Below are 17,758 nucleotides of genomic sequence, written 5' to 3' on the forward strand. Positions count from 1 at the left end.
CCGATAGATGTTCTGCTGTAAATCGGGGCAAAGTTGTCGCGAAATCGGGGCAAGGATCCCGCGAAGCCAAGCTTTGATCAAGATATAGGGCGCCCATACTATTTCTGGGAGTGCCACTTTGACGGAGTGCTTCCGCGGCTGAAAAGCCGCTTCAGCCTCAACTCGCTTGCCGGACCGCCGCGAAATTCTCCATCGCTGCGCCGAGGTTCTCCAGGATTTCTTCGAGCAGCATGTCAGGCTCCGGCAAGCTGTCGAGATCGGTCATGGAACTGTCCTTGAGCCAAAAGACATCCAGGCTCGACTTGTCGCGCGACAGTAATTCCTCACGAGAATAGGCACGCCAACGCCCATCAGGCGTGTCCTCGGTCCAGGTCGCGGTGCGTTCATGCCGATTGGCGGGATTGTAGCAGGTGATGAAATTTTCGAGATGGGCATAGGTCATCGGCTTCTGCTTGAGCGTGTGATGCACGTTCGTCCGATAATCATAGAACCAGACGTGCGAGGTCTGCGGCTCCTTGCTGGCGCTGCGATTGTCGAAGAAGATGACGTTGGCCTTGACCCCTTGCGCATAAAAGATCCCTGTCGGCAGCCGCAGGATCGTGTGCAGATCGGTGTTCTGCAAAAGCTTGCGGCGGATCGTTTCGCCCGCACCGCCCTCGAACAGCACGTTGTCCGGCACCACGATTGCGGCCCGCCCGGTGGTCTTCAGCATGGTGCGGATGTGCTGAACGAAGTTCAGTTGCTTGTTTGACGTCGTGGCCCAGAAATCCTGCCGGTTATAGGTCAGGTCCTCGGTTTCCTGCTCGCCTTCGGCATTCGTGAAGGTCATGGAGCTTTTCTTGCCGAAGGGCGGGTTCGCCAACACCAAATCAACTGTGTCGGACGGCGATGAGATCAGGGCATCTGTGGGAGAAACGCTCGGTTCGCCCGCCATCTCCCCGATGCCATGCAAGAACATGTTCATCAGGCATAGGCGACGCGTGCCTGCGACGATCTCATTCCCATGAAATGTCCCGTTCTTCAGAAATTCCTTCTGTTCACGGTCGAGCGCATAATTATTTGGATCCGTCAGGAAATCATGAGCCGCCAGGAAGAATCCGCCAGTCCCACAGGCCGGGTCGGCGATGGTCTTGCCGGGTTCAGGGCGGACGCATTCCACCATCGCCTGGATGAGCGAACGCGGCGTGAAATACTGGCCCGCACCGGACTTGGTGTCCTCGGCGTTGCGCTCCAGCAGCCCCTCGTAGATATCACCTTTCACGTCAGCGCCCAACATGATCCATTTGGTGCCATCCACCATATCGATCAGACGGAAGAGCTTCGCCGGATCGGTGATCTTGTTCTGGGCCTTCGTGAAAATCTGCCCCAGCATTCCCTTCTGCTGGCCCAGTTCGCGAAGCACCTTCACGTAGTGAGCCTCCAGATCGGCCCCACGCAAGCCAGTCAGGCTTGTCCAGCTGTACGCGTCAGGAACTCCCACATCGCGCTTGTAAGGCGGTTTCGAGTATTCGTCCGCCATTTTGAGAAAGATCAGATAGGTCAGCTGCTCAAGGTAATCGCCATAACCGACACCGTCATCACGCAGCGTCGTGCAGAAGGACCAGACCTTGGAAATAATTGGAGCGGTGTTCAATCGGTGTCCTTTCACACGAACTCGTCGTGGTCGGCTTCCTGAGAAGGCAACTGAGCGGAATTGGACTGGTCAAGCTGTGGCGCCTTCCCCATGGCTATCTCGACGAGCTGGAGCAGGTTCGTCTTCCTGACCTTGTAAAACTCCGCGAACTCGTCCGAACGCAACTGCGGAACTGGAATCCGATGGGAAGCCAGGATGGCGTTCATCTCGGTGTCATCCAGGCCGACCTGTTTATGTGTCTGCAGCGATGCAAGGTACTCGGAGGGAGGCTTGCGGCCAATCATTCGGTTTGCCTTGTAGGAAATTGGGGTCTTGTTCACGATCGAGTTGAAAGTGTTCGCCGGGATCCCCGCGACCTCGCACCACGCCCTCGGGAAGATGTGATGAATGTCGAGGGCGATATCTTCCCCATCGAGCTCCTGAATGCTCGCTTTCCAGAAGAAGTCCTTCGCCCCTTCTCGAAGGATCAACACATTCAACCCCTTATAAGCTGCACTATTTCTCGATCTGAGGGTGTCGAGACGGCTTTCCTGGAACGCGGCATCACCGATGGTACGTGGTGTGTCGCTGGGCTCGCCACCATCGATCACCCATCGCATCAACTCCTCATAGTCGTTCGCGATCCTCGTCTCGACCGCGCCGCCATACAGCTCGCCCAAGACACCACACCAGAACCACTTCGACAGTCGGTCGTAGATCTTCGGCTCTAGCCAACGGTTCTCGATCTGGGAGAGAACCGCAGCCAGAGGAACCAGTTGAGTCCGGTACGGCAGTTCGCGCCTCGTGAAGAAACACTGCTTTCGCATGAACTTGGCCGCAAGGATGAAGCCGGCCTCAACCGCGGGAGCCCAGGTCTGGTAGTCGTCGAGAGACAGGGACAGAACAGTCGCCCTTTTCGCGGAGACTGCCGAGATCTGCTTTCCAGTCTTGCCCGCAGCAATGTCAGCTTTCCGGCGTTCCGAGCTCTGAAGGATCGAAATCACCTGCAGGAAGTCGGCAGGTTCGATCCCCTTCAGGATCGGCTCATTCGCTAGTCGTTCAACCTTGCCCTCGACCTTCCGTAGCCGGCTGCCGTACCAGTCGTCACGGAGGTTGAAGTTGTCCGCGGCAAAGGTCGCCGTCACCAGTTCGAAAACGGACAGAGGGACGCCGCCGGTGTTGACCTTCTCGAACACAAGGCACACCGCCTCCTTCGAGGTCGCCTTGCCGAGCGTGATCGCGGGCAATTGGTAACTCCTGAACGCCGCCAGCACCTGCTTGCGGAACTTCATGAACTCACCGAAGCGTTCCGGCGCGTGCTCGTGCAGCGCCTCCTCCCAATCGTCCGAGCTCAGGATCTGCGAGCATGGGAAGTGGAAGTTCTTTATCTCCATCTCCGTGGTCGAAAGGTCCATCTCGATGTCCCGGTCGAAGTTCGTTTTAATCATCCGATCAGCCGGAACCGAGATAACGGCATCCTCCAGTCGGTCTTCCTCGAGGGCCAGCGCGATGTCGATATAGTAGTGCCGGTCGATGGCCTTACCCTTGCCGTCAAAGGTCTTAACCGGCTTGTCGAGGGCCAGCACCTGAGTCAGCGAGGTCAGGCGCTGCTGTCCGTCCAAGATCAGCTTTTCAGGTTCCGGCAACGGTCCGCTGAACTCGACATTCTCCACCGGGCGCACCTGGAAGCGCACCTCTCCGCCCGTATCCAGCATCATGACCGCCCCCACCGGGAACGACCGCGCGATCGAGATCAGCAGAGACTTCACATGCTCGTCATCCCACACCCAGCCGCGCTGGAAGTCGGGGAGCTGGATGACCCCATCCGTGATGTCCTTGAGGACCTGCGGAAGCGGAAGTTTCGTGCTGTCGAATGTGCTCATGATCTAACTCCTGACACCGGTGTCGGTAGAACCGCCCAGCAGTAACCCTTCATCAGATGCCTTCGTCGCCTGAAACGGCCTGAAGCTGCGATGTCTCCCAGTCGCCGTAGTTCTGGTGCGTGTTCTCAAGGATCCAGCTCTTCGGACCAGAGGCGGGGCGGCCTGACACAACCGCCGCAGCGGCGCTGGTGCTGCTGAAAACATAGCTCTTCGAAAAGACTCGGTGTGCGCCGTCCACCTGGAGAACGCCTTGGTCCACCAGTTCGCCGTAAAGCTCCTCGTAGGTGGCGTGCTGCGCCGTGCTGGACCACTTGCCGCGCGCCAAGGATCCTGCCTCCACGATGAACTTGCCGTCTTCCCATCGGGCGCGAGCCTTGATTCCGTGTTTAGGAACCTCGAAGGTGAAGTAGACCGCGCCGAACGTTGTCGGTGCCGGGGCTGCCGGGCTGTCATCCTTGGTCTGCTCGGACAGGAAATCGAACCGAAGCGCAGGCAGCACGAGGTAGATGTTCTCGAGGAAATCTTCCATGTGCGCGCGGGCGGCTTCGCTCAGGGGGCTGGCCGTGGCGCCCTGACCGTTTTCCAGCGCGATCTTGTTGATCTGCTTCGCGTCCGCGAGCATCCGGTGTTCCAGATACCGCGCGTGCGCCTTGTTCAAGGGTTCGCCGCCCGAGGTGATCAGGATCGCCACATCCCACCAGTCCTTTTCCGAGGCGTGCTGGGTCAGGCGTTTCTTCAGCTCGTCGGTTTCGCCGATATAGGCGGTGGTCACGCCGTCCTTGTCGCCGATCAGGATATAGACCCCGGTGCGCTGCGCCTCGGGGCGGGAGATCGCCTCTTTCAACTGAGTGCGCTGCGTCACCAGCACATGGCCGGACCACTGGAACGGGATCGTGGCCGTGACCATGCCGTCGGGCGTGCCGTCGACAAAGAACAGCTCGATAGAGCGGCCTTTCTTCTTGATCATGCCATAGCCTTCCGTTTGCGGGTGGCCTTGGGCTTTGTGGCCTTTTCGGCCTTGATGCGGGCGAGGAGGGTGGCGGCGGGTTCGTCTTTGGGGTCTTGCGGGACAAGCTTGCCGGAGAAGGCCTGTTTCAGGATGGACTGGCGAAGGGCTTCGGCGCGGGTCATGCCTGCGTCAATCTCGGCTTCCAGCGCGTCGGCGGCAGAGAGGCGCTCGTCAAGGATGCGGGTGATCTCGGCTTGTTCTTCGGGGGCGCAGATCGGGACAGGAAGAGCCTTGAGGACCGTCTTGTTGATAGACGCAAGATTCGTGGTCTGTTTGCCCCCCGTTTCGAAGTAGTCGCGGCCGTAGCTGTTGCCCCATTGGGATATGTAGATCGACCAGTCTTTGTCTGTTCGGAAAGGAGTTCCTCGGAACACATGGTTCTGGGTGATACAGGGATCGACCTGCATTTCCCATATCCAGCCACGTCCGAGTTTGTCGCGGTCGCCACCTTCGTTGAAAAGGATATCCCACTCGCGCAACTGCAATCCGGCCAGTTGAGATCGCTCAATTAGCATGGTTTTGATTTCATCTAGTTCAAGGAATCCACGCTGAACGTTGGCAACGCGCAAATAGGGAATCTCGACTGGGTCTTCGTGCTTTCGCGACTTACTGACGGACATGCCCGAACCGATGTAGGCAATGTCGTTCAGACGCACGAAAAGCCACTCCGGAGGTAGGTCGGGAAGAACTGAAAGCTCTTCCTCAGTCAGTGCATCGCCGGATTTGTAGGCTTCGGGCTTGCGGCGTTTCGGATCTTTTCCGCCTCGGTCTTCCCATTGGGCAACGTCGTCTTGCCAGCGTTGGAACTCGGCCTCGTGCCATGTGTCTCGTTCAGCTTCGAGGCGGGCCAGAAGGGTTTCGGGGGGGGGCAGCTTGTCGGCGTTGCGGGCGCGCCAGTCGGCGGTCAGGCGGCCTTCGAAGGCGGATTTGAGCAGGGACTGTCGATAGAGGCCAAGGGTCGCCCTGGCCTTCTTCAGATTCTCCACCCCATGGTCGATCTCGTCGAACATCGCCTCGATCCGCTCCACGATCCGGCGTTGTTCGTTGGTGGGGGGACATACGAACGGAATCCTCGTTGCTAATTCCGTCGCAGAAATACTGGCTTGATTAACGTGTTTGACGCATCTGTGGAAAAAGTATTTCTGTGCCCAGAGGTAATGAAATTGTACCGCCAAAAACTCCGCGGATACGCCTTCAGCGACCTTCACCTGTGTCATATGGTTTGAGAACGCCAATTCACTACCGCGCTCCGTCACAAAGGCGGTCTTGCCTACGAGCTCCGGGCTGTTTGTGTTATTAAACAAAACGTCGCCACGCTTTAGGCGTTTCTCGTTGAATTCGGGCGGAACGGTCTTCACGTCGGACAGGTCGAGCGCACCATTTCGCGAAACATTCATAGGCCGCAAATGAGGAACGCCATCTTCACGGCCATGCTTGCCGCAAGCAAATCCAGATTGAACAGCCAATGCAAAATCGCCGACATATGATACCGCCCAGCTTTCAGGCAGATCATTCGTTTTGACTGGGTAGAATTGACCCAATTCAATTTCCGTCATGCCGACAGCGCCTCATTCATCTCGGTCATGACGTCCTCCATCTGATCGCCAAAGAGGTGATACATCTGCCCCATCCCGCCCTTGGCTTCAAAGGGGGACAGTTCCAGATCGTCGCGTTCGATGGTGAAAGAGCTGATCAGGTGATCGCGGATCATATGCAGCCAGTCCATCTGGGCGTCAGAGAACTTGGTCCCCGCGCCCGAGTGCCGCTGCATGATCCAGTTCTGAAAGTTGCGGCGCACGCGGTCGGAGCTGCGGGTCAACCGATCATCCAACCCCGTCACCCGCCGGATCAGCGCCACGAGGGCCGTCAGATCGCCGTTCGGGCTTTCCCCCTTGTAGTCATCCAGATGCGCATAGGCGCGCCAGACGTTGAGCGGCGCAAGGCGGGGGCGATCCTCGGTCAGTTTCTTCAGCACCTGCTTGATCATCGACAGGGTGACCTCGGCGCGACGGGCGGGTGTGTCGAAATAGATGGTCAGCGCCTCGATCTCGTCCCGGTGTTCGTTCAGGTAGTCCTCGAACTCCTGCGCGATGGCCTTGGCGTTTTCGTCAGTGTCGCCCGCCCATGCGGCGGTGATCACCTCGTCAAGCGTGTCATGGTCGATGGTCTGCTCTGTGTCGCGGCGGATGGTGTCGAGCGTGTTGATCAGTTCCCCGGTGAAGACGTTGGCAGCCTGCTTGATGCGGTGCTCGCGGGCGGCATTCATGGCGGCATCGTCCGGCTCGGGGTGGCCTGCGGCGATGGCGTCGGCCTCGACCTTGTCCGGGTCGATGGAATCGAAGAGGTCGCGGATGACGGAGGACAGGGGCTTGCCAGCCAGCTCGGTGACCTTCTCCTGATCGTCGGGGGTTAGCTTGTGATCCAGCCGCGCGAGACGGCCTGCGAGGGAGCTGACGGTTTCCTCGGACCGATCGCCCATCATCAGGTTCATGGCGAGATCCTTGAACGGGATCGAGGGCTTGCTGTCGAGCGGCTGGCTGGCGGTCTTGACCGACTTGGTGACGCCCACCGCATCGACGATGACGTAGTGGGTTTTCGCCTTGGCCGAGGGGGAGACCTTTTTCAGATCGTCGGGTTTGACGACGCGGGTACCACGGCCCTTCATCTGTTCGAAGTAGTTCTTCGACTTCACGTCGCGCATGAAGAGCAGGCATTCGAGCGGCTTCACGTCGGTGCCGGTGGCGATCATGTCCACGGTGACGGCGATGCGCGGGTAGTATTCGTTGCGGAATGAGGTGAGCGATGATTTCGGGTTCTTCGCGCCGTTGGTGATCTTGCGGCAGAACTCGTTGCCCTCGCTGAATTCCTCACGGACAGTCTGGATGATGTCGTCGGCGTGGCTGTCGGTCTTGGCGAAGATCAGGGTCTTGGGGAGTTCCTTGCGGCCGAGGAAGATGTCAGGCCACTGATCGTGGAAGGTGCGGATGACGGTGCGGATCTGGTCCGGCGCCACCACTGAACGGTCGAGCTGTGTGGCGGCATAGGCTTCGTCCACATCCTGGGTTTCCCAGCGTTTCGCGCGGGTCGCCCGTTCGCGTTTCTCGACCAGCTGTTCGGCCTGCACCTTGCCGCCGCCCTTGGTCACCTTGGTCTCGATGATGTAGACCTCGTTGCCGACGTTCACCTTGTCGGCGACGGCCTTCTCGTGGGTGTATTCGCTGACGACGTTCTTCTTGAAGAAGCCGAAGGTGCGATTGTCCGGCGTGGCGGTCAGGCCGACAAGGAAGGCATCCCAGTATTCGATGACCTGACGCCACAGGTTGTAGATCGAGCGGTGGCATTCGTCGATCACCACGACATCGAAGGTCTCGGGCGGGAGCTTGGGGTTGTAAACGACGGGCTTCGGCGTTTTCGGTCGGAATTTCAGTTCAGCGGGGTTCTCATCCTCGAGGCTTTCATCGAGGTCCTCGCCTTTCAGCGTGGCATACATCCGCTGTATGGTGGAAATGACGACCTGGGTATCGCCAGCCATCGACGGCGACGTGAGGCGCTGAACGTTGTACAACTCGGTGAACTTGCGATTGTCGTCGTTCGGGACATAGGCCATGAACTCCTGCTCGGCCTGTTCACCAAGGTTCTTCGTGTCGACCAGGAACAGGATGCGGCGCGCACCGGAGTGTTTCAGCAGGCGATAGACCTGGGTGATGGCTGTGAAGGTCTTTCCCGAGCCAGTTGCCATCTGGACGAGGGCCCGCGGCTTCCCGGCTTGAAGAGAGGTTTCTAGGTTCGTGATCGCGGTGATCTGGCAATCTCGGAGGCCGTCGGCATTGAGGTCAGGGAGCTCGCTCAGCCCGGTTCTGAACGAAAACGGCGCATTCGACCAGGACTTTAGGGTTTCCGGTCTGTGGAAAGTGAAGACTTCGCGAGACCGCGGTGACGGATCCCGGCTATCGGTAAACCGTGTGATGGTGCCGGTGCTTTCATACACGAAGGGCAACGGCTCCGCATTGCTGACCCACTGCAACTGAGCGTTCGCATACCCGGCGGACTGCTCCTCCACCGTCGTCAGCTTCTCCCCCCACGCTCCGGGCTTGGCCTCAACGACCCCCACAGCTGCCCGATCGACAAAGAGAACGTAATCTGCCGGACCGATGTCGGTCTGGTATTCACGGACCGCAATGCCCAAACCGACGTTGAAATTGACGCTGGCCTTGTCCTGCACCACCCAACCCGCGTCCATGAGCTGTTTGTCGATAGCGTCACGGGCTATCTGTTCGGAATTTTGATTAATAGCCGTCGACATTTATCACCATGCATGGAACTCAGTTGCAGAATGAAATAGCCGGTCAATGTCTGCAAGTGTTTGCAGCCACATTCATTTCGCAAGCATCAGGGCCCAGAATATCAGACAAGCAAGTGTGAGGCAGCACCAGCCGAGGTTGCTGGGTCCGCTCGAACGCCAGCATTGCCACTTTCCTCTTGGCCGCGATCTCGCGGACGGTTGCGGCAACCGCTGACTCGCCGAAATCCCTTGGATTGAAGGGGCGCCCGTACCAACGGATCATGTCATTGTGCGCCGGGTGACGGCTATTGCCCATGGCTTCCACGAAATCGACGAAACCGGGCGGACCACCGACGTCTTCCGGCGGCGCGGTGCGCTCGCCACCCTGATAGAGCGGATAGTCGACGACTGGATCCGCGACTCCGACATGTTCGATGACGACGCGATGCTGCCAGTTGTCACCGAAATCGTAGGTGTATTCGGAGTCTGCTACGCCACGCCCGACCAAGGTTTCCAGGCGCATGTTCTCGGCATGGTAGACCTTGTGGCCCCATGCGGCATCCTCCGGACTGGGTTCCCCGTAGTCACGCTCCCCGACCGTGAACTGGAAGCACTGGACCAGATATCACGCTTGAAGCCGGATCGAGGCTAAGATGCGAGGCATCAAAGCCTTCGGCGAACGCATCGCCGCCCGAGATCCCGACCGACAAACTGCCGAAATACACATCCGCGTCGCACTCATGAACCGCTTCAACGCCCTCGGCACGGCCGAGATCGTCCGCGTGGCATGACGTCAGCGGTGCAAGGGGACGTCACGCTTCAAGCCTGAGTTCTGCAATAATGCCCCACCGGGGCGGCGATCTCCGAACCGGCCGTTCGCTTCTGCCGGGTCCCCAGCGCCTCCCTGAGCCGCGTGGCGAGGCTGCGGGCGCCCTCCGGATCGTCGCGCCCATCCCGCCCACCAGCGAGAGCCAGCTCGTCCTGCACCGGCCCGATCCGCTCGCGAACCCAACACCGTCGGTCGTATGCTTCAGGGCAAGGAAGGGTTTGGAGTGGGCACGCGCTCTTTTGTCCGATGCTACAGGTTCGGCAACCGTGGTCAGAGGGTCTCGTCAGACCCGGGGCAGTTCCGAGAAGATCTCGGGGCCGTCTTCGCGCAGGATTACGATTTCTTCCAGCCGCAGGCCGAACCTGCCGTTGAGGTAGATGCCCGGCTCGATCGAGAAGACGTTCCCGGCCACAAGGGGTAACTCCGAAGTGCCGGTGATGTAGGGCGCCTCGTGGATATCGAGGCCCAGCCCGTGTCCCGTGCGATGCGGGAATCGGTCGCCGTAGCCCGCATCGCTGATGACGCCGCGGGCAGCGGCATCGACCTCGCGGGCGAGTGCGCCCACCCGGGCGGCTGCAAGGGCAGCCTGCACCGCCGCCTCCACGATGTCGCGGACCTTGAGGAATTCCGGATCCGGATCTGGGCCGAACCAGCGGCAGCGGGTCATGTCGGAAGGATAGCCGTCCAGCACACAGCCGGTATCGATCAGCACGGCCATGTTCTCGCCCAAGGCGGTGGCGCCGGGGTGGTGGTGCGGGAAGGCACCGTTGGCGCCGAAGCAGACAGAGCAGAAGGCTGTTGCGGCGCCGTTGTTCTTGTAGTGCGTCTCGATCAGCTCGACGACCTGAGCCTCGGTCGTGCCGGTCTTCAGGGCGGCGAAGGCGGCCTCCACCGCGGCATCGTTCAGCAGGTGCGAGGCTTTGATACGGGCTGCTTCTTCCTCGTCTTTTCGGGTGCGAAGCAGGCTGACGGTGTCATCGGTGAAGCGGCGGCGTGGGCTGTCCAGTTTGTCAAGCAGCAGCAGGGCGAAATCGGCGCGCATGGTTTCGTCCAGGGCCACCGACAGGCCTGGGCGGCGGGCATCGCTGGCGTCCAGCAGGGCGTCGAGGGCCGTCATCGGGCCATCGTCATCGGTCCAGGTGAACAGAGGCAGCGGGGTGATCTCCTGCGCCATGGCAGCATTGAGCGCGGGCATCAGGAAACCGGCGTGTTCGGCGCTGACCAGCAGCATGACGGGGCGTTCGTCGCCGTGCGGGTTCAGTCCGGTCAGCCATGCCATGTGACTGGAGGGGCCCAGTACCAATAGGTCGGTTTCGGTTTCCGCCATCCGGGTGCGCAGCCGCGCGAGGCGCTCTTCGGCCTGCATCAGATAGGACATTGTTCACTCCTGAAACGAAACGGGCCGCCGGAGAATCGGCGACCCTGTAGTCTTGCGGCGGTCGCAGGATTATTCCTTTTCGACCAGCCGGTAGTAGACGAAGTCAGAGGTCGCGCCGTTGACGTAGCCCGAGACATCCGCGCCCATGGCAACTTCGTAGGTGGCCTGGAACATGATCACGATGGGCGAGCTTTCCTGCACCTTGGCCTGAAGGTCACGGTACATGTCGAGACGCGCTTCGGGATCGCTCTCCGAGAGGGCGGCCATGGTTTGCTCGTTCATCTCGTCCGGCACGGCCCAGGCGTTCCGCCACGTGGTGGTCGCCTGGTAGTTCTCGTCCGAGTTGTCGGAGTTGTAGGCGAATGCCTTGGCGTTGGAATGCGGGTCCATGAAGTCGGGGCCCCAGTACAGCAGCATCGCCTCGTGGGTCCGCTCGCGGTACTTGGTGATGACCTGCGCGCCGGTGCCGGGCAGGATTTCGAAGTCGATGCCCGCGTCGGCAAAGCTCGCCTGCAGCGACTGCGCCATGTCGGTGAAGGGGGGCGCGTTGATCACATCGAGCGTCACTTCGATCGGGAGCTCGACGCCAGCGTCCTCGAGGATCTGCCGGGCCTTCTCGGGATCGTAGGTGAAGGGCGTCTCGTCGTAGGAACCGGGGAAGCCCTTCGGCCAGAAGGCCTGGTGGACCTCCATCTGGCCCTTGATGATGGTGTCGGTCATGCCCGTGTAATCGACGAGATAGCGCGCGGCTTCCCAGACGGCCGGATCGGTCAGGCTGTCGGTCTTCTGGTTGAAGGACAGGAAGTGGACGGCGGCCTGAGGAAAGGTCTCTACCTTGACGTCGTCGCTGGACAGCGATGCGACCTGGTCGGGCGTCAGGTTGCGCGCCATGTCGATGTCGCCCTGTTCCAGCAGAAGCTGCTGGGTCGCGGATTCGGGGACATGGCGGATGATGACCTGGGACATCGCGGGCGCACCCTTGAAGTAGTCCTCATTGGCGGCCATGCGCACCATCTGGCCCGGCGTGTAGCCGGTCAGCGCGAAGGGGCCGGAGCCTGCCGAATTGGCGTTCAGCCAGGCGTTGCCCATGTCGCCGTCCTGCTCGTTTTCCATCACGAGCGCCTTGTCGACGATGGAGGCGGGGCGCGCGGCCAGGACGTTCAGGACGAAGGCGGGCGAGAAGTCGCCCTCGTATTGCACGGTCACGACGTTTCCTTCGGCGGTGACCATGTCGTCCACGTTCTCCGGGGTCCAGCCAAGCTGGGCGAGGATGAAGGCAGGCGTCAGGTTCAGCTTGATGACGCGCGAGAGCGAGAACAGCACGTCCTCGGCGGTCACCGGGTTGCCCGAGTTGAAGACGGCATCATCGCGCAGGGTGAAGGCGATGGTCTTGGCCTCGGCATCGACTTCCCACTCGGTCGCGATACCGGGCGCGAGGACGGTCGGGTCCTCGGCATCGTACTGGACGAGACGGTCATAGAGGTTGGTGACCAGCTCGCCCGAGGTGAACTCGTAGGCCTGCGCCGGGTCGATCGCGACGATGTCGTCGATGTTCTGGGCGATGACCAGCATGTCATCGGGCGTGTCGGCCAGTGCCGCGGTGCCTGCGAGGGGCAGCGCGAGCGCCGAGGCCAGCAGCGCGGGTTTCAGCATGTTCATTTGGGTCTCCTTGTTGGTGTTCGATGGCATGGGACGGCGTTCCTCAGCTTTCCAGCTGCGCCATCTCCGGTAGTTTCATCCCGCCCTTGGGGGTCAGGACGGAAAGCGTCCCGGTCCAGAGGATGCGGACGGGCCTGTCGGTGGAATTGGTCCACGAATGGGGCCGCAGCCCACTGTAGTGCAGACTGTCGCCAGCCTTCATGTGAATGACCTGACCGTCGAGTGTCTGCTCGATCTCCCCCTCGAGGATGTAGATGATCTCCTCGCCCTCGTGGCTGACCACCTCGGAGGCGTAGCCGGCGGGGACGTGCAGGATATAGCTCGACAGTTCGGATCCGGGAAAATCCGTGGCGAGGGTCTCGTACCCGATGGACGATCCGTTGATCGAGAATTGCGGTCGCGTCTCGGCACGGGTCAGGCTGTCGGCTGGGCCGGGGGTGGCGATGAAGTATTCCAGAGCCACATCCAGCGCCGCCGCGATCTGCGCCAGCGTTCCGAGCGATGGCGTGGCATTGTCACGCTCCACTTGGCTGAGATAGCCGACAGAGACGCTCGCCGTGTCGCCGAGAGCCTGAAGCGTCAACCCGAGTTGCTTGCGGCGCTTGCGAATGAGCGGTCCGAGCTGCGGCTCGGCCTTGTGCTTTTCCCGTGCCATGGCAGGGCCCTTCCTAGACTATCGCTTCCAAGTTACAAAAGTTTTTTTACTATGGCAAAAATTCTTGCGACATTGCGGCGAAGATTTCACGCTGAAGAGGCCAGAGGAGGCGGAGACCTTGGCGATAGATGCTACAATGGCCGTCAGGGCGGGGCGCAGTGCGAAGGGCGTCGGCGGCTTTGTCGTTGTCACCGCGCTGACCTTCCTCGGCCTCTTGGCGATCACCTTCTTCATCGGGCGCGTGGTGCCCATCGACCCGGTGCTTTCCGTGGTGGGCGACCGGGCGACGCAGGCGCAATACGACGCGGCGCGCGTGGCCATGGGGCTCGACCGTCCACTGATCATACAGTTCTTCGACTACGTCTGGTCGGTGATGCAGGGCGATCTCGGCACCTCGATCTCGACCAACCGGCCGGTCGCGGATGATCTGCTGCGGGTCTTTCCCGCCACGCTCGAGATGGCGACGCTCGGTATCCTGATCGGCGTGGCGCTCGGCGTGCCCGCCGGGGTCTGGGCCGCCACCCGGCGCGGCGAATGGGTCGACCAGGTGATGCGCGTCTTCGCGCTGCTGGGTTACTCGGTCCCGGCCTTCTGGCTCGGGCTCGTCGGACTGGCGTTCTTCTATGCCGGGCTCGGCTGGGTCGCGGGCCCCGGGCGGCTGGACATCTTTTACGAGGGCCTCGTGCCGGCACGGACCAATGTCATGCTCATCGACGCGGCACTCGCCGGCGACTGGGACGTCTTCCGCAACGCGCTGGCGCACCTCGTCCTGCCGGCCTCGATCCTTGGCTTCTTCTCGCTGGCCTTCATCGCGCGGATGACGCGCAGCTTCATGCTCGACCAGCTCGGACAGGAGTTCATCACCACCGCCCGCGTGAAGGGCGTGCCCGAATGGCGGGTGATCTGGGTCCACGGGTTCAAGCCGATCCGGGTGCCGCTCATAACGGTGATCGGCCTGTCCTATGCCGCGCTCCTGGAAGGCTCGGTCATGATCGAGACAGTCTTCAGCTGGCCTGGGATCGGCAACTACCTGACCACAGCACTGCTGAACGCCGACATGAACGCCGTGCTGGGCGCGACGCTGGTGATCGGCTCTGTCTTCATCCTGATCAACAAGATCTCGGACGTGCTCTACCGCGTTCTCGACCCGAGGAGCAGATGATGAGCACGAGAGACTGGCTTCTCGACGACAGCCCCGCCACTCTGACGCAGGCCAATCTCGGCCGCGCGTGGCGGATGACGACGACGCTGCTGCGCAACCCGCTGGCGGTGGCCGGGCTGCTGATCGTCCTGCTTCTGCTGGCCACCGCGCTGTTCGCGCCCTGGATCGCGCCGGAAACCCCCGTGGGGCAGAACCTGCAGGCGCGCCTGCTTCCCCCCTCGGCCGAGCACTGGATGGGTACGGACGAACTGGGCCGCGACATCTTCAGCCGCGTTGTCTACGGATCGCGCATCACCTTGATGATCGTGGCTCTGGTCGCCGTGATCTCGGCCCCGTTGGGGCTGATCATCGGCGCGGTCGCTGGCTACTTCGGCGGCTGGGTCGATCGCATCCTGATGGGCGTGACGGACGTCTTCCTGTCGCTGCCCAAGCTGATCCTCGCGCTGGCCTTCGTTGCGGCCCTCGGCCCCGGGATCGAGAACGCGATCATCGCCATCGCCATCACCGCGTGGCCCGCCTATGCGCGCATCGCCCGGGCCGAGACGCTGACCTTCCGCAATGACGAGTACATTCAGGCGGTGCGGCTGGTCGGCGGCTCGCATTCGCGGATCATCTTCCGGCACGTTCTGCCGCTCTGCACCTCGTCGATGATCGTGCGGGCGACGCTGGACATGGCGGGCATCATCCTGACCGCCGCCGGTCTGGGCTTTCTCGGTCTCGGCGCGCAGCCGCCGCTGCCGGAATGGGGTGCCATGATCTCGCGCGGGCGGACGTTCATCCTGGACCAGTGGTGGGTCGCCACCATGCCGGGCTTCGCCATCATCCTCGTATCGCTCGGCTTCTGCTTCCTGGGCGACGGGCTGCGCGACGTGCTCGATCCCAAGCAGGGGGGCGAGAAATGACCGACGCACCGCTTCTGGAAGTCGAGGACCTGCGGGTCAGCTTCGCCACCCCCAAGGGGCCGGTGGAGGTCGTGAAGGGCTTGAACCTGACTCTGGGCCGCGAGGAGCGGCTGGGCATCGTCGGCGAAAGCGGCTCGGGCAAGTCGATGACGGGCCGGTCGATCCTTCGGCTGATCCGGGCACCCGGCAAGCAGACCGCGAAGACCCTGCGTTTCGACGGGCTGGACCTCATGGCGCAGGGCACCCGCCAGATGCGCCGGATTCGCGGCGCGCGGATCTCGATGATCATGCAGGACCCGAAGTTCTCGCTGAACCCCGTCATGACCATCGGCCACCAGATCGCCGAGGCGCTGCAGGTGCATGAGAAGCTGCCCCGCCGCGATCTGCAGGCGCGGGTGATCGAGATGCTGAATTCGGTCCGTCTCAACGATCCCGAGCGCGTGGCGAAGATGTATCCCCACGAGGTTTCGGGCGGCATGGGGCAACGGGTGATGATCGCCATGATGCTGATCCCGCGCCCGCAGCTGCTGATCGCGGATGAACCCACCTCGGCGCTGGATGTCTCGATCCAGGCGCAGGTGCTGGACCTGATCGAAGAGCTTGTCACTGGCAACGGCATGGGCCTGATCCTGATCAGCCACGACCTGAACCTGGTGGCGCGCTATTGCGACCGCATTCTTGTGATGAACGGCGGCGAGGTGGTCGAGGCCTGCACCGCCCCGGATCTGCACAAGGCCAGCCATCCCTACACGAAGGGCCTGCTGGCGGCACAGCCGCGGATGCAGGAAACCCGGGACGAGCTGCCGGTACTGGACCGAAGCGGGGGAGTAAGGACGTGAGTAACGCCGCAATTTCTCTCAAGGACCTGGATATCTCCTACGGCGACACCAAGGTTGTGCGCGACGTGAGCTTCGACGTGGCGACGGGCGAAAGTTTCGCGCTGGTTGGCGAAAGTGGTTCGGGCAAGTCGACCGTCCTGAAAGCCATCGCCGGGCTGGCGCCGGACTGGACGGGAGAGATTTCCGTACTGGGCAAGCCGCGGGGACATGGCACCGACCGAACTTTCTCCAATACCTGCCAGATGGTTTTCCAGGACCCCTATGCCTCGCTGCATCCCCGCAAGACCATCGACACCGTGCTGTCCGAGCCGCTGGCGATCCACGGCATTGGCCAGCGTAGCAAGAAGGTGGTCGAGATGCTGAGCGCGGTCGGCCTCGACCAGCGCTTTCGCTTCCGCTTCCCACACCAGCTGTCGGGCGGGCAGCGCCAACGGGTCGCCATCGCTCGGGCGCTGATGCTGGAACCCAAGGTGATGCTGCTGGACGAGCCGACGTCGGCGCTGGATGTCTCGGTGCAGGCCGAGATCCTGAACCTGCTGAAGCGGCTGCGCCGTGAACAGGGACTGACCTACCTGATGGTCACCCACAACCTGCCGGTGGTCAGCTTCATGTGCGACCGCATGGCGGTGATGAACAAGGGCCGCATCGTCGAAATCGCCCCCAAGACCGCGCTATACGACGGCAGCTTTTCCGATCCCTATACGCTCGACCTCTACGCCGCTTCGGGCGGCAACCCCGATGCCGATCCCGCCGTTGCGGCGGCGTCAGATACCAAGGACCCGTGATGACCGATACGACCAAGGCGCTCGCCGACTTCACCACCGCGCTCGCCGCCGCGACCACCGAGGAAGCCGCCTTCGATGCGCTCTGCGCGCTGACCAAGGCGACGGTCGGCGCAAAGCTTTTTACCGTGATGACGTCGGACACCGATGCCATGGTGGCCCGCCGCGCCTATACCGACGACGCCGCGAATTACCCGACCTCGGGTGAGAAGCCGATCGAGCTGAACCGCTGGTTCGATCAGGTGCTGACCCGGCAGGAGGCTTTCGTGTCGAACACGCTGGCCGATATCGACACGGTCTTCCCCGATGCCGAGCTGATCGGCAAGCTGGGCTGCGGCTCTGTGGTAAACCTGCCGCTGATCATCGGTGGCAAGGTCATCGCGACGATGAACATCTTGCATGAAGAGGGCTATTACACGCCCGAGCGCATAGCCCGGATCCACGACGTGCTGCGCCTGCCGGCAACCGCGGCCTGTTCCGTGGCGATGGTGTTGCGTACCTGATAAAGGCCGCCAACTGCCAGATTTTCGGTTCTGAAACCAAGTGACACGGTTCGAAGTGAGAGAGGCCGGGATCGGTCTGCCGGTCTCGCAGATGCACGATCATCGTCTGCATCTTGGCGACGGCTTCCTTGAATGCCGAATAACCCGGAATCGGCTCCGCAACCTGTGCTTTCGCACACGCTGATCATTCGCGTGATAATCGGCCGGTTTGGGCCGGGATCGCATATTGGATCAGGCGTCTCGCGTGAATTTTGCCCATTCCG

Annotated in this window: 14 protein-coding genes and 1 pseudogene; 6 read left to right on the top strand and 9 right to left on the bottom strand. The window is 61.6% G+C overall.

Features of this window, described 5'->3' with window-relative positions:
- Positions 1–157: 157 nt before the first annotated feature.
- From DQG15_RS14570 to DQG15_RS14595, 6 genes are read right to left on the bottom strand one after another with little or no spacing between them, the layout of a single operon-like run.
- Positions 158–1,633 (bottom strand): class I SAM-dependent DNA methyltransferase, encoded by a 1,476-nt coding sequence (locus tag DQG15_RS14570; protein WP_116086448.1) that lies wholly within the window; start codon positions 1,631–1,633, stop codon positions 158–160.
- Positions 1,634–1,644: 11 nt separating this feature from the next.
- Positions 1,645–3,495, bottom strand: coding sequence for a DUF262 domain-containing protein (locus tag DQG15_RS14575; protein WP_116086450.1), 1,851 nt, complete (start codon positions 3,493–3,495; stop codon positions 1,645–1,647).
- Between the two features lie 52 nt (positions 3,496–3,547).
- Positions 3,548–4,462, bottom strand: a complete 915-nt coding sequence (locus DQG15_RS14580) for a GIY-YIG nuclease family protein (RefSeq protein WP_116086452.1) — start codon at positions 4,460–4,462, stop codon at positions 3,548–3,550.
- Entirely contained in the window at positions 4,459–6,060 is a 1,602-nt protein-coding gene (locus DQG15_RS14585; RefSeq protein ID WP_116086454.1) for a restriction endonuclease subunit S, read from the bottom strand. The genes DQG15_RS14580 and DQG15_RS14585 overlap by 4 nt, the downstream gene beginning before the upstream one ends.
- A complete protein-coding gene (locus DQG15_RS14590; RefSeq protein ID WP_116086456.1) occupies positions 6,057–8,807 on the bottom strand; it encodes a DEAD/DEAH box helicase family protein in 2,751 nt (916 codons plus the stop codon). Before DQG15_RS14590 ends, DQG15_RS14585 begins: the two co-directional genes overlap by 4 nt.
- A 43-nt stretch (positions 8,808–8,850) precedes the next feature.
- Positions 8,851–9,408, bottom strand: a complete 558-nt coding sequence (locus tag DQG15_RS14595) for a plasmid pRiA4b ORF-3 family protein (protein ID WP_232830898.1) — start codon at positions 9,406–9,408, stop codon at positions 8,851–8,853.
- On the opposite strand from DQG15_RS14595, the pseudogene DQG15_RS14600 reads away from it, so the two are divergent.
- A pseudogene (locus tag DQG15_RS14600) lies at positions 9,392–9,577 on the top strand (IS5/IS1182 family transposase); the annotation flags it as partial. The gene DQG15_RS14595 and the pseudogene DQG15_RS14600 sit on opposite strands and share 17 nt — an antisense overlap.
- Positions 9,578–9,898: 321 nt before the next feature.
- Here DQG15_RS14600 and DQG15_RS14605 read toward each other — a convergent pair.
- From DQG15_RS14605 to DQG15_RS14615, 3 genes are all read right to left on the bottom strand, one after another.
- Entirely contained in the window at positions 9,899–10,993 is a 1,095-nt protein-coding gene (locus DQG15_RS14605; RefSeq protein ID WP_116086459.1) for a Xaa-Pro peptidase family protein, read from the bottom strand.
- 69 nt (positions 10,994–11,062) lie between these two features.
- Positions 11,063–12,652, bottom strand: coding sequence for an ABC transporter substrate-binding protein (locus DQG15_RS14610; protein ID WP_116086461.1), 1,590 nt, complete (start codon positions 12,650–12,652; stop codon positions 11,063–11,065).
- A 43-nt stretch (positions 12,653–12,695) separates the two neighbouring features.
- A complete protein-coding gene (locus DQG15_RS14615) occupies positions 12,696–13,307 on the bottom strand; it encodes a helix-turn-helix domain-containing protein (protein WP_116086464.1) in 612 nt (203 codons plus the stop codon).
- 136 nt (positions 13,308–13,443) lie between these two features.
- On the opposite strand from DQG15_RS14615, the gene DQG15_RS14620 reads away from it, so the two are divergent.
- The 5 genes from DQG15_RS14620 to DQG15_RS14640 are packed head-to-tail and all read left to right on the top strand — an operon-like array spanning position 13,444 to position 17,495.
- Entirely contained in the window at positions 13,444–14,469 is a 1,026-nt protein-coding gene (locus DQG15_RS14620; protein ID WP_116086466.1) for an ABC transporter permease, read from the top strand.
- Positions 14,469–15,371: a nickel transporter permease gene (gene nikC, locus DQG15_RS14625; RefSeq protein WP_198665165.1), complete on the top strand. Its 903-nt coding sequence runs from the start codon at positions 14,469–14,471 to the stop codon at positions 15,369–15,371. The genes DQG15_RS14620 and nikC overlap by 1 nt, the downstream gene beginning before the upstream one ends.
- Positions 15,368–16,210: an ABC transporter ATP-binding protein gene (locus tag DQG15_RS14630; protein ID WP_116086471.1), complete on the top strand. Its 843-nt coding sequence runs from the start codon at positions 15,368–15,370 to the stop codon at positions 16,208–16,210. Before nikC ends, DQG15_RS14630 begins: the two co-directional genes overlap by 4 nt.
- Positions 16,207–16,995, top strand: a complete 789-nt coding sequence (locus DQG15_RS14635; RefSeq protein WP_116086473.1) for an ABC transporter ATP-binding protein — start codon at positions 16,207–16,209, stop codon at positions 16,993–16,995. The genes DQG15_RS14630 and DQG15_RS14635 overlap by 4 nt, the downstream gene beginning before the upstream one ends.
- A complete protein-coding gene (locus tag DQG15_RS14640) occupies positions 16,995–17,495 on the top strand; it encodes a GAF domain-containing protein (protein WP_116086475.1) in 501 nt (166 codons plus the stop codon). The genes DQG15_RS14635 and DQG15_RS14640 overlap by 1 nt, the downstream gene beginning before the upstream one ends.
- Positions 17,496–17,758: the final 263 nt, after the last annotated feature.

Origin of the sequence: Tropicimonas sp. IMCC34011 (genome assembly GCF_003390865.1) — a bacterium.
GTDB lineage: Bacteria > Pseudomonadota > Alphaproteobacteria > Rhodobacterales > Rhodobacteraceae > Tropicimonas_B.

Coding starts and splice junctions, on each gene's coding strand:
- DQG15_RS14610 (WP_116086461.1), bottom strand. CDS start 12,652: ATGAACATGCTGAAACCCGCGCTGCTGGCCTCGGCGCTCGCGCTGCCC.
- DQG15_RS14605 (WP_116086459.1), bottom strand. CDS start 10,993: ATGTCCTATCTGATGCAGGCCGAAGAGCGCCTCGCGCGGCTGCGCACC.
- DQG15_RS14615 (WP_116086464.1), bottom strand. CDS start 13,307: ATGGCACGGGAAAAGCACAAGGCCGAGCCGCAGCTCGGACCGCTCATT.
- DQG15_RS14630 (WP_116086471.1), top strand. CDS start 15,368: ATGACCGACGCACCGCTTCTGGAAGTCGAGGACCTGCGGGTCAGCTTC.
- DQG15_RS14580 (WP_116086452.1), bottom strand. CDS start 4,462: ATGATCAAGAAGAAAGGCCGCTCTATCGAGCTGTTCTTTGTCGACGGC.
- DQG15_RS14585 (WP_116086454.1), bottom strand. CDS start 6,060: ATGACGGAAATTGAATTGGGTCAATTCTACCCAGTCAAAACGAATGAT.
- DQG15_RS14590 (WP_116086456.1), bottom strand. CDS start 8,807: ATGTCGACGGCTATTAATCAAAATTCCGAACAGATAGCCCGTGACGCT.
- DQG15_RS14620 (WP_116086466.1), top strand. CDS start 13,444: ATGGCCGTCAGGGCGGGGCGCAGTGCGAAGGGCGTCGGCGGCTTTGTC.
- nikC (WP_198665165.1), top strand. CDS start 14,469: ATGAGCACGAGAGACTGGCTTCTCGACGACAGCCCCGCCACTCTGACG.
- DQG15_RS14640 (WP_116086475.1), top strand. CDS start 16,995: ATGACCGATACGACCAAGGCGCTCGCCGACTTCACCACCGCGCTCGCC.
- DQG15_RS14575 (WP_116086450.1), bottom strand. CDS start 3,495: ATGAGCACATTCGACAGCACGAAACTTCCGCTTCCGCAGGTCCTCAAG.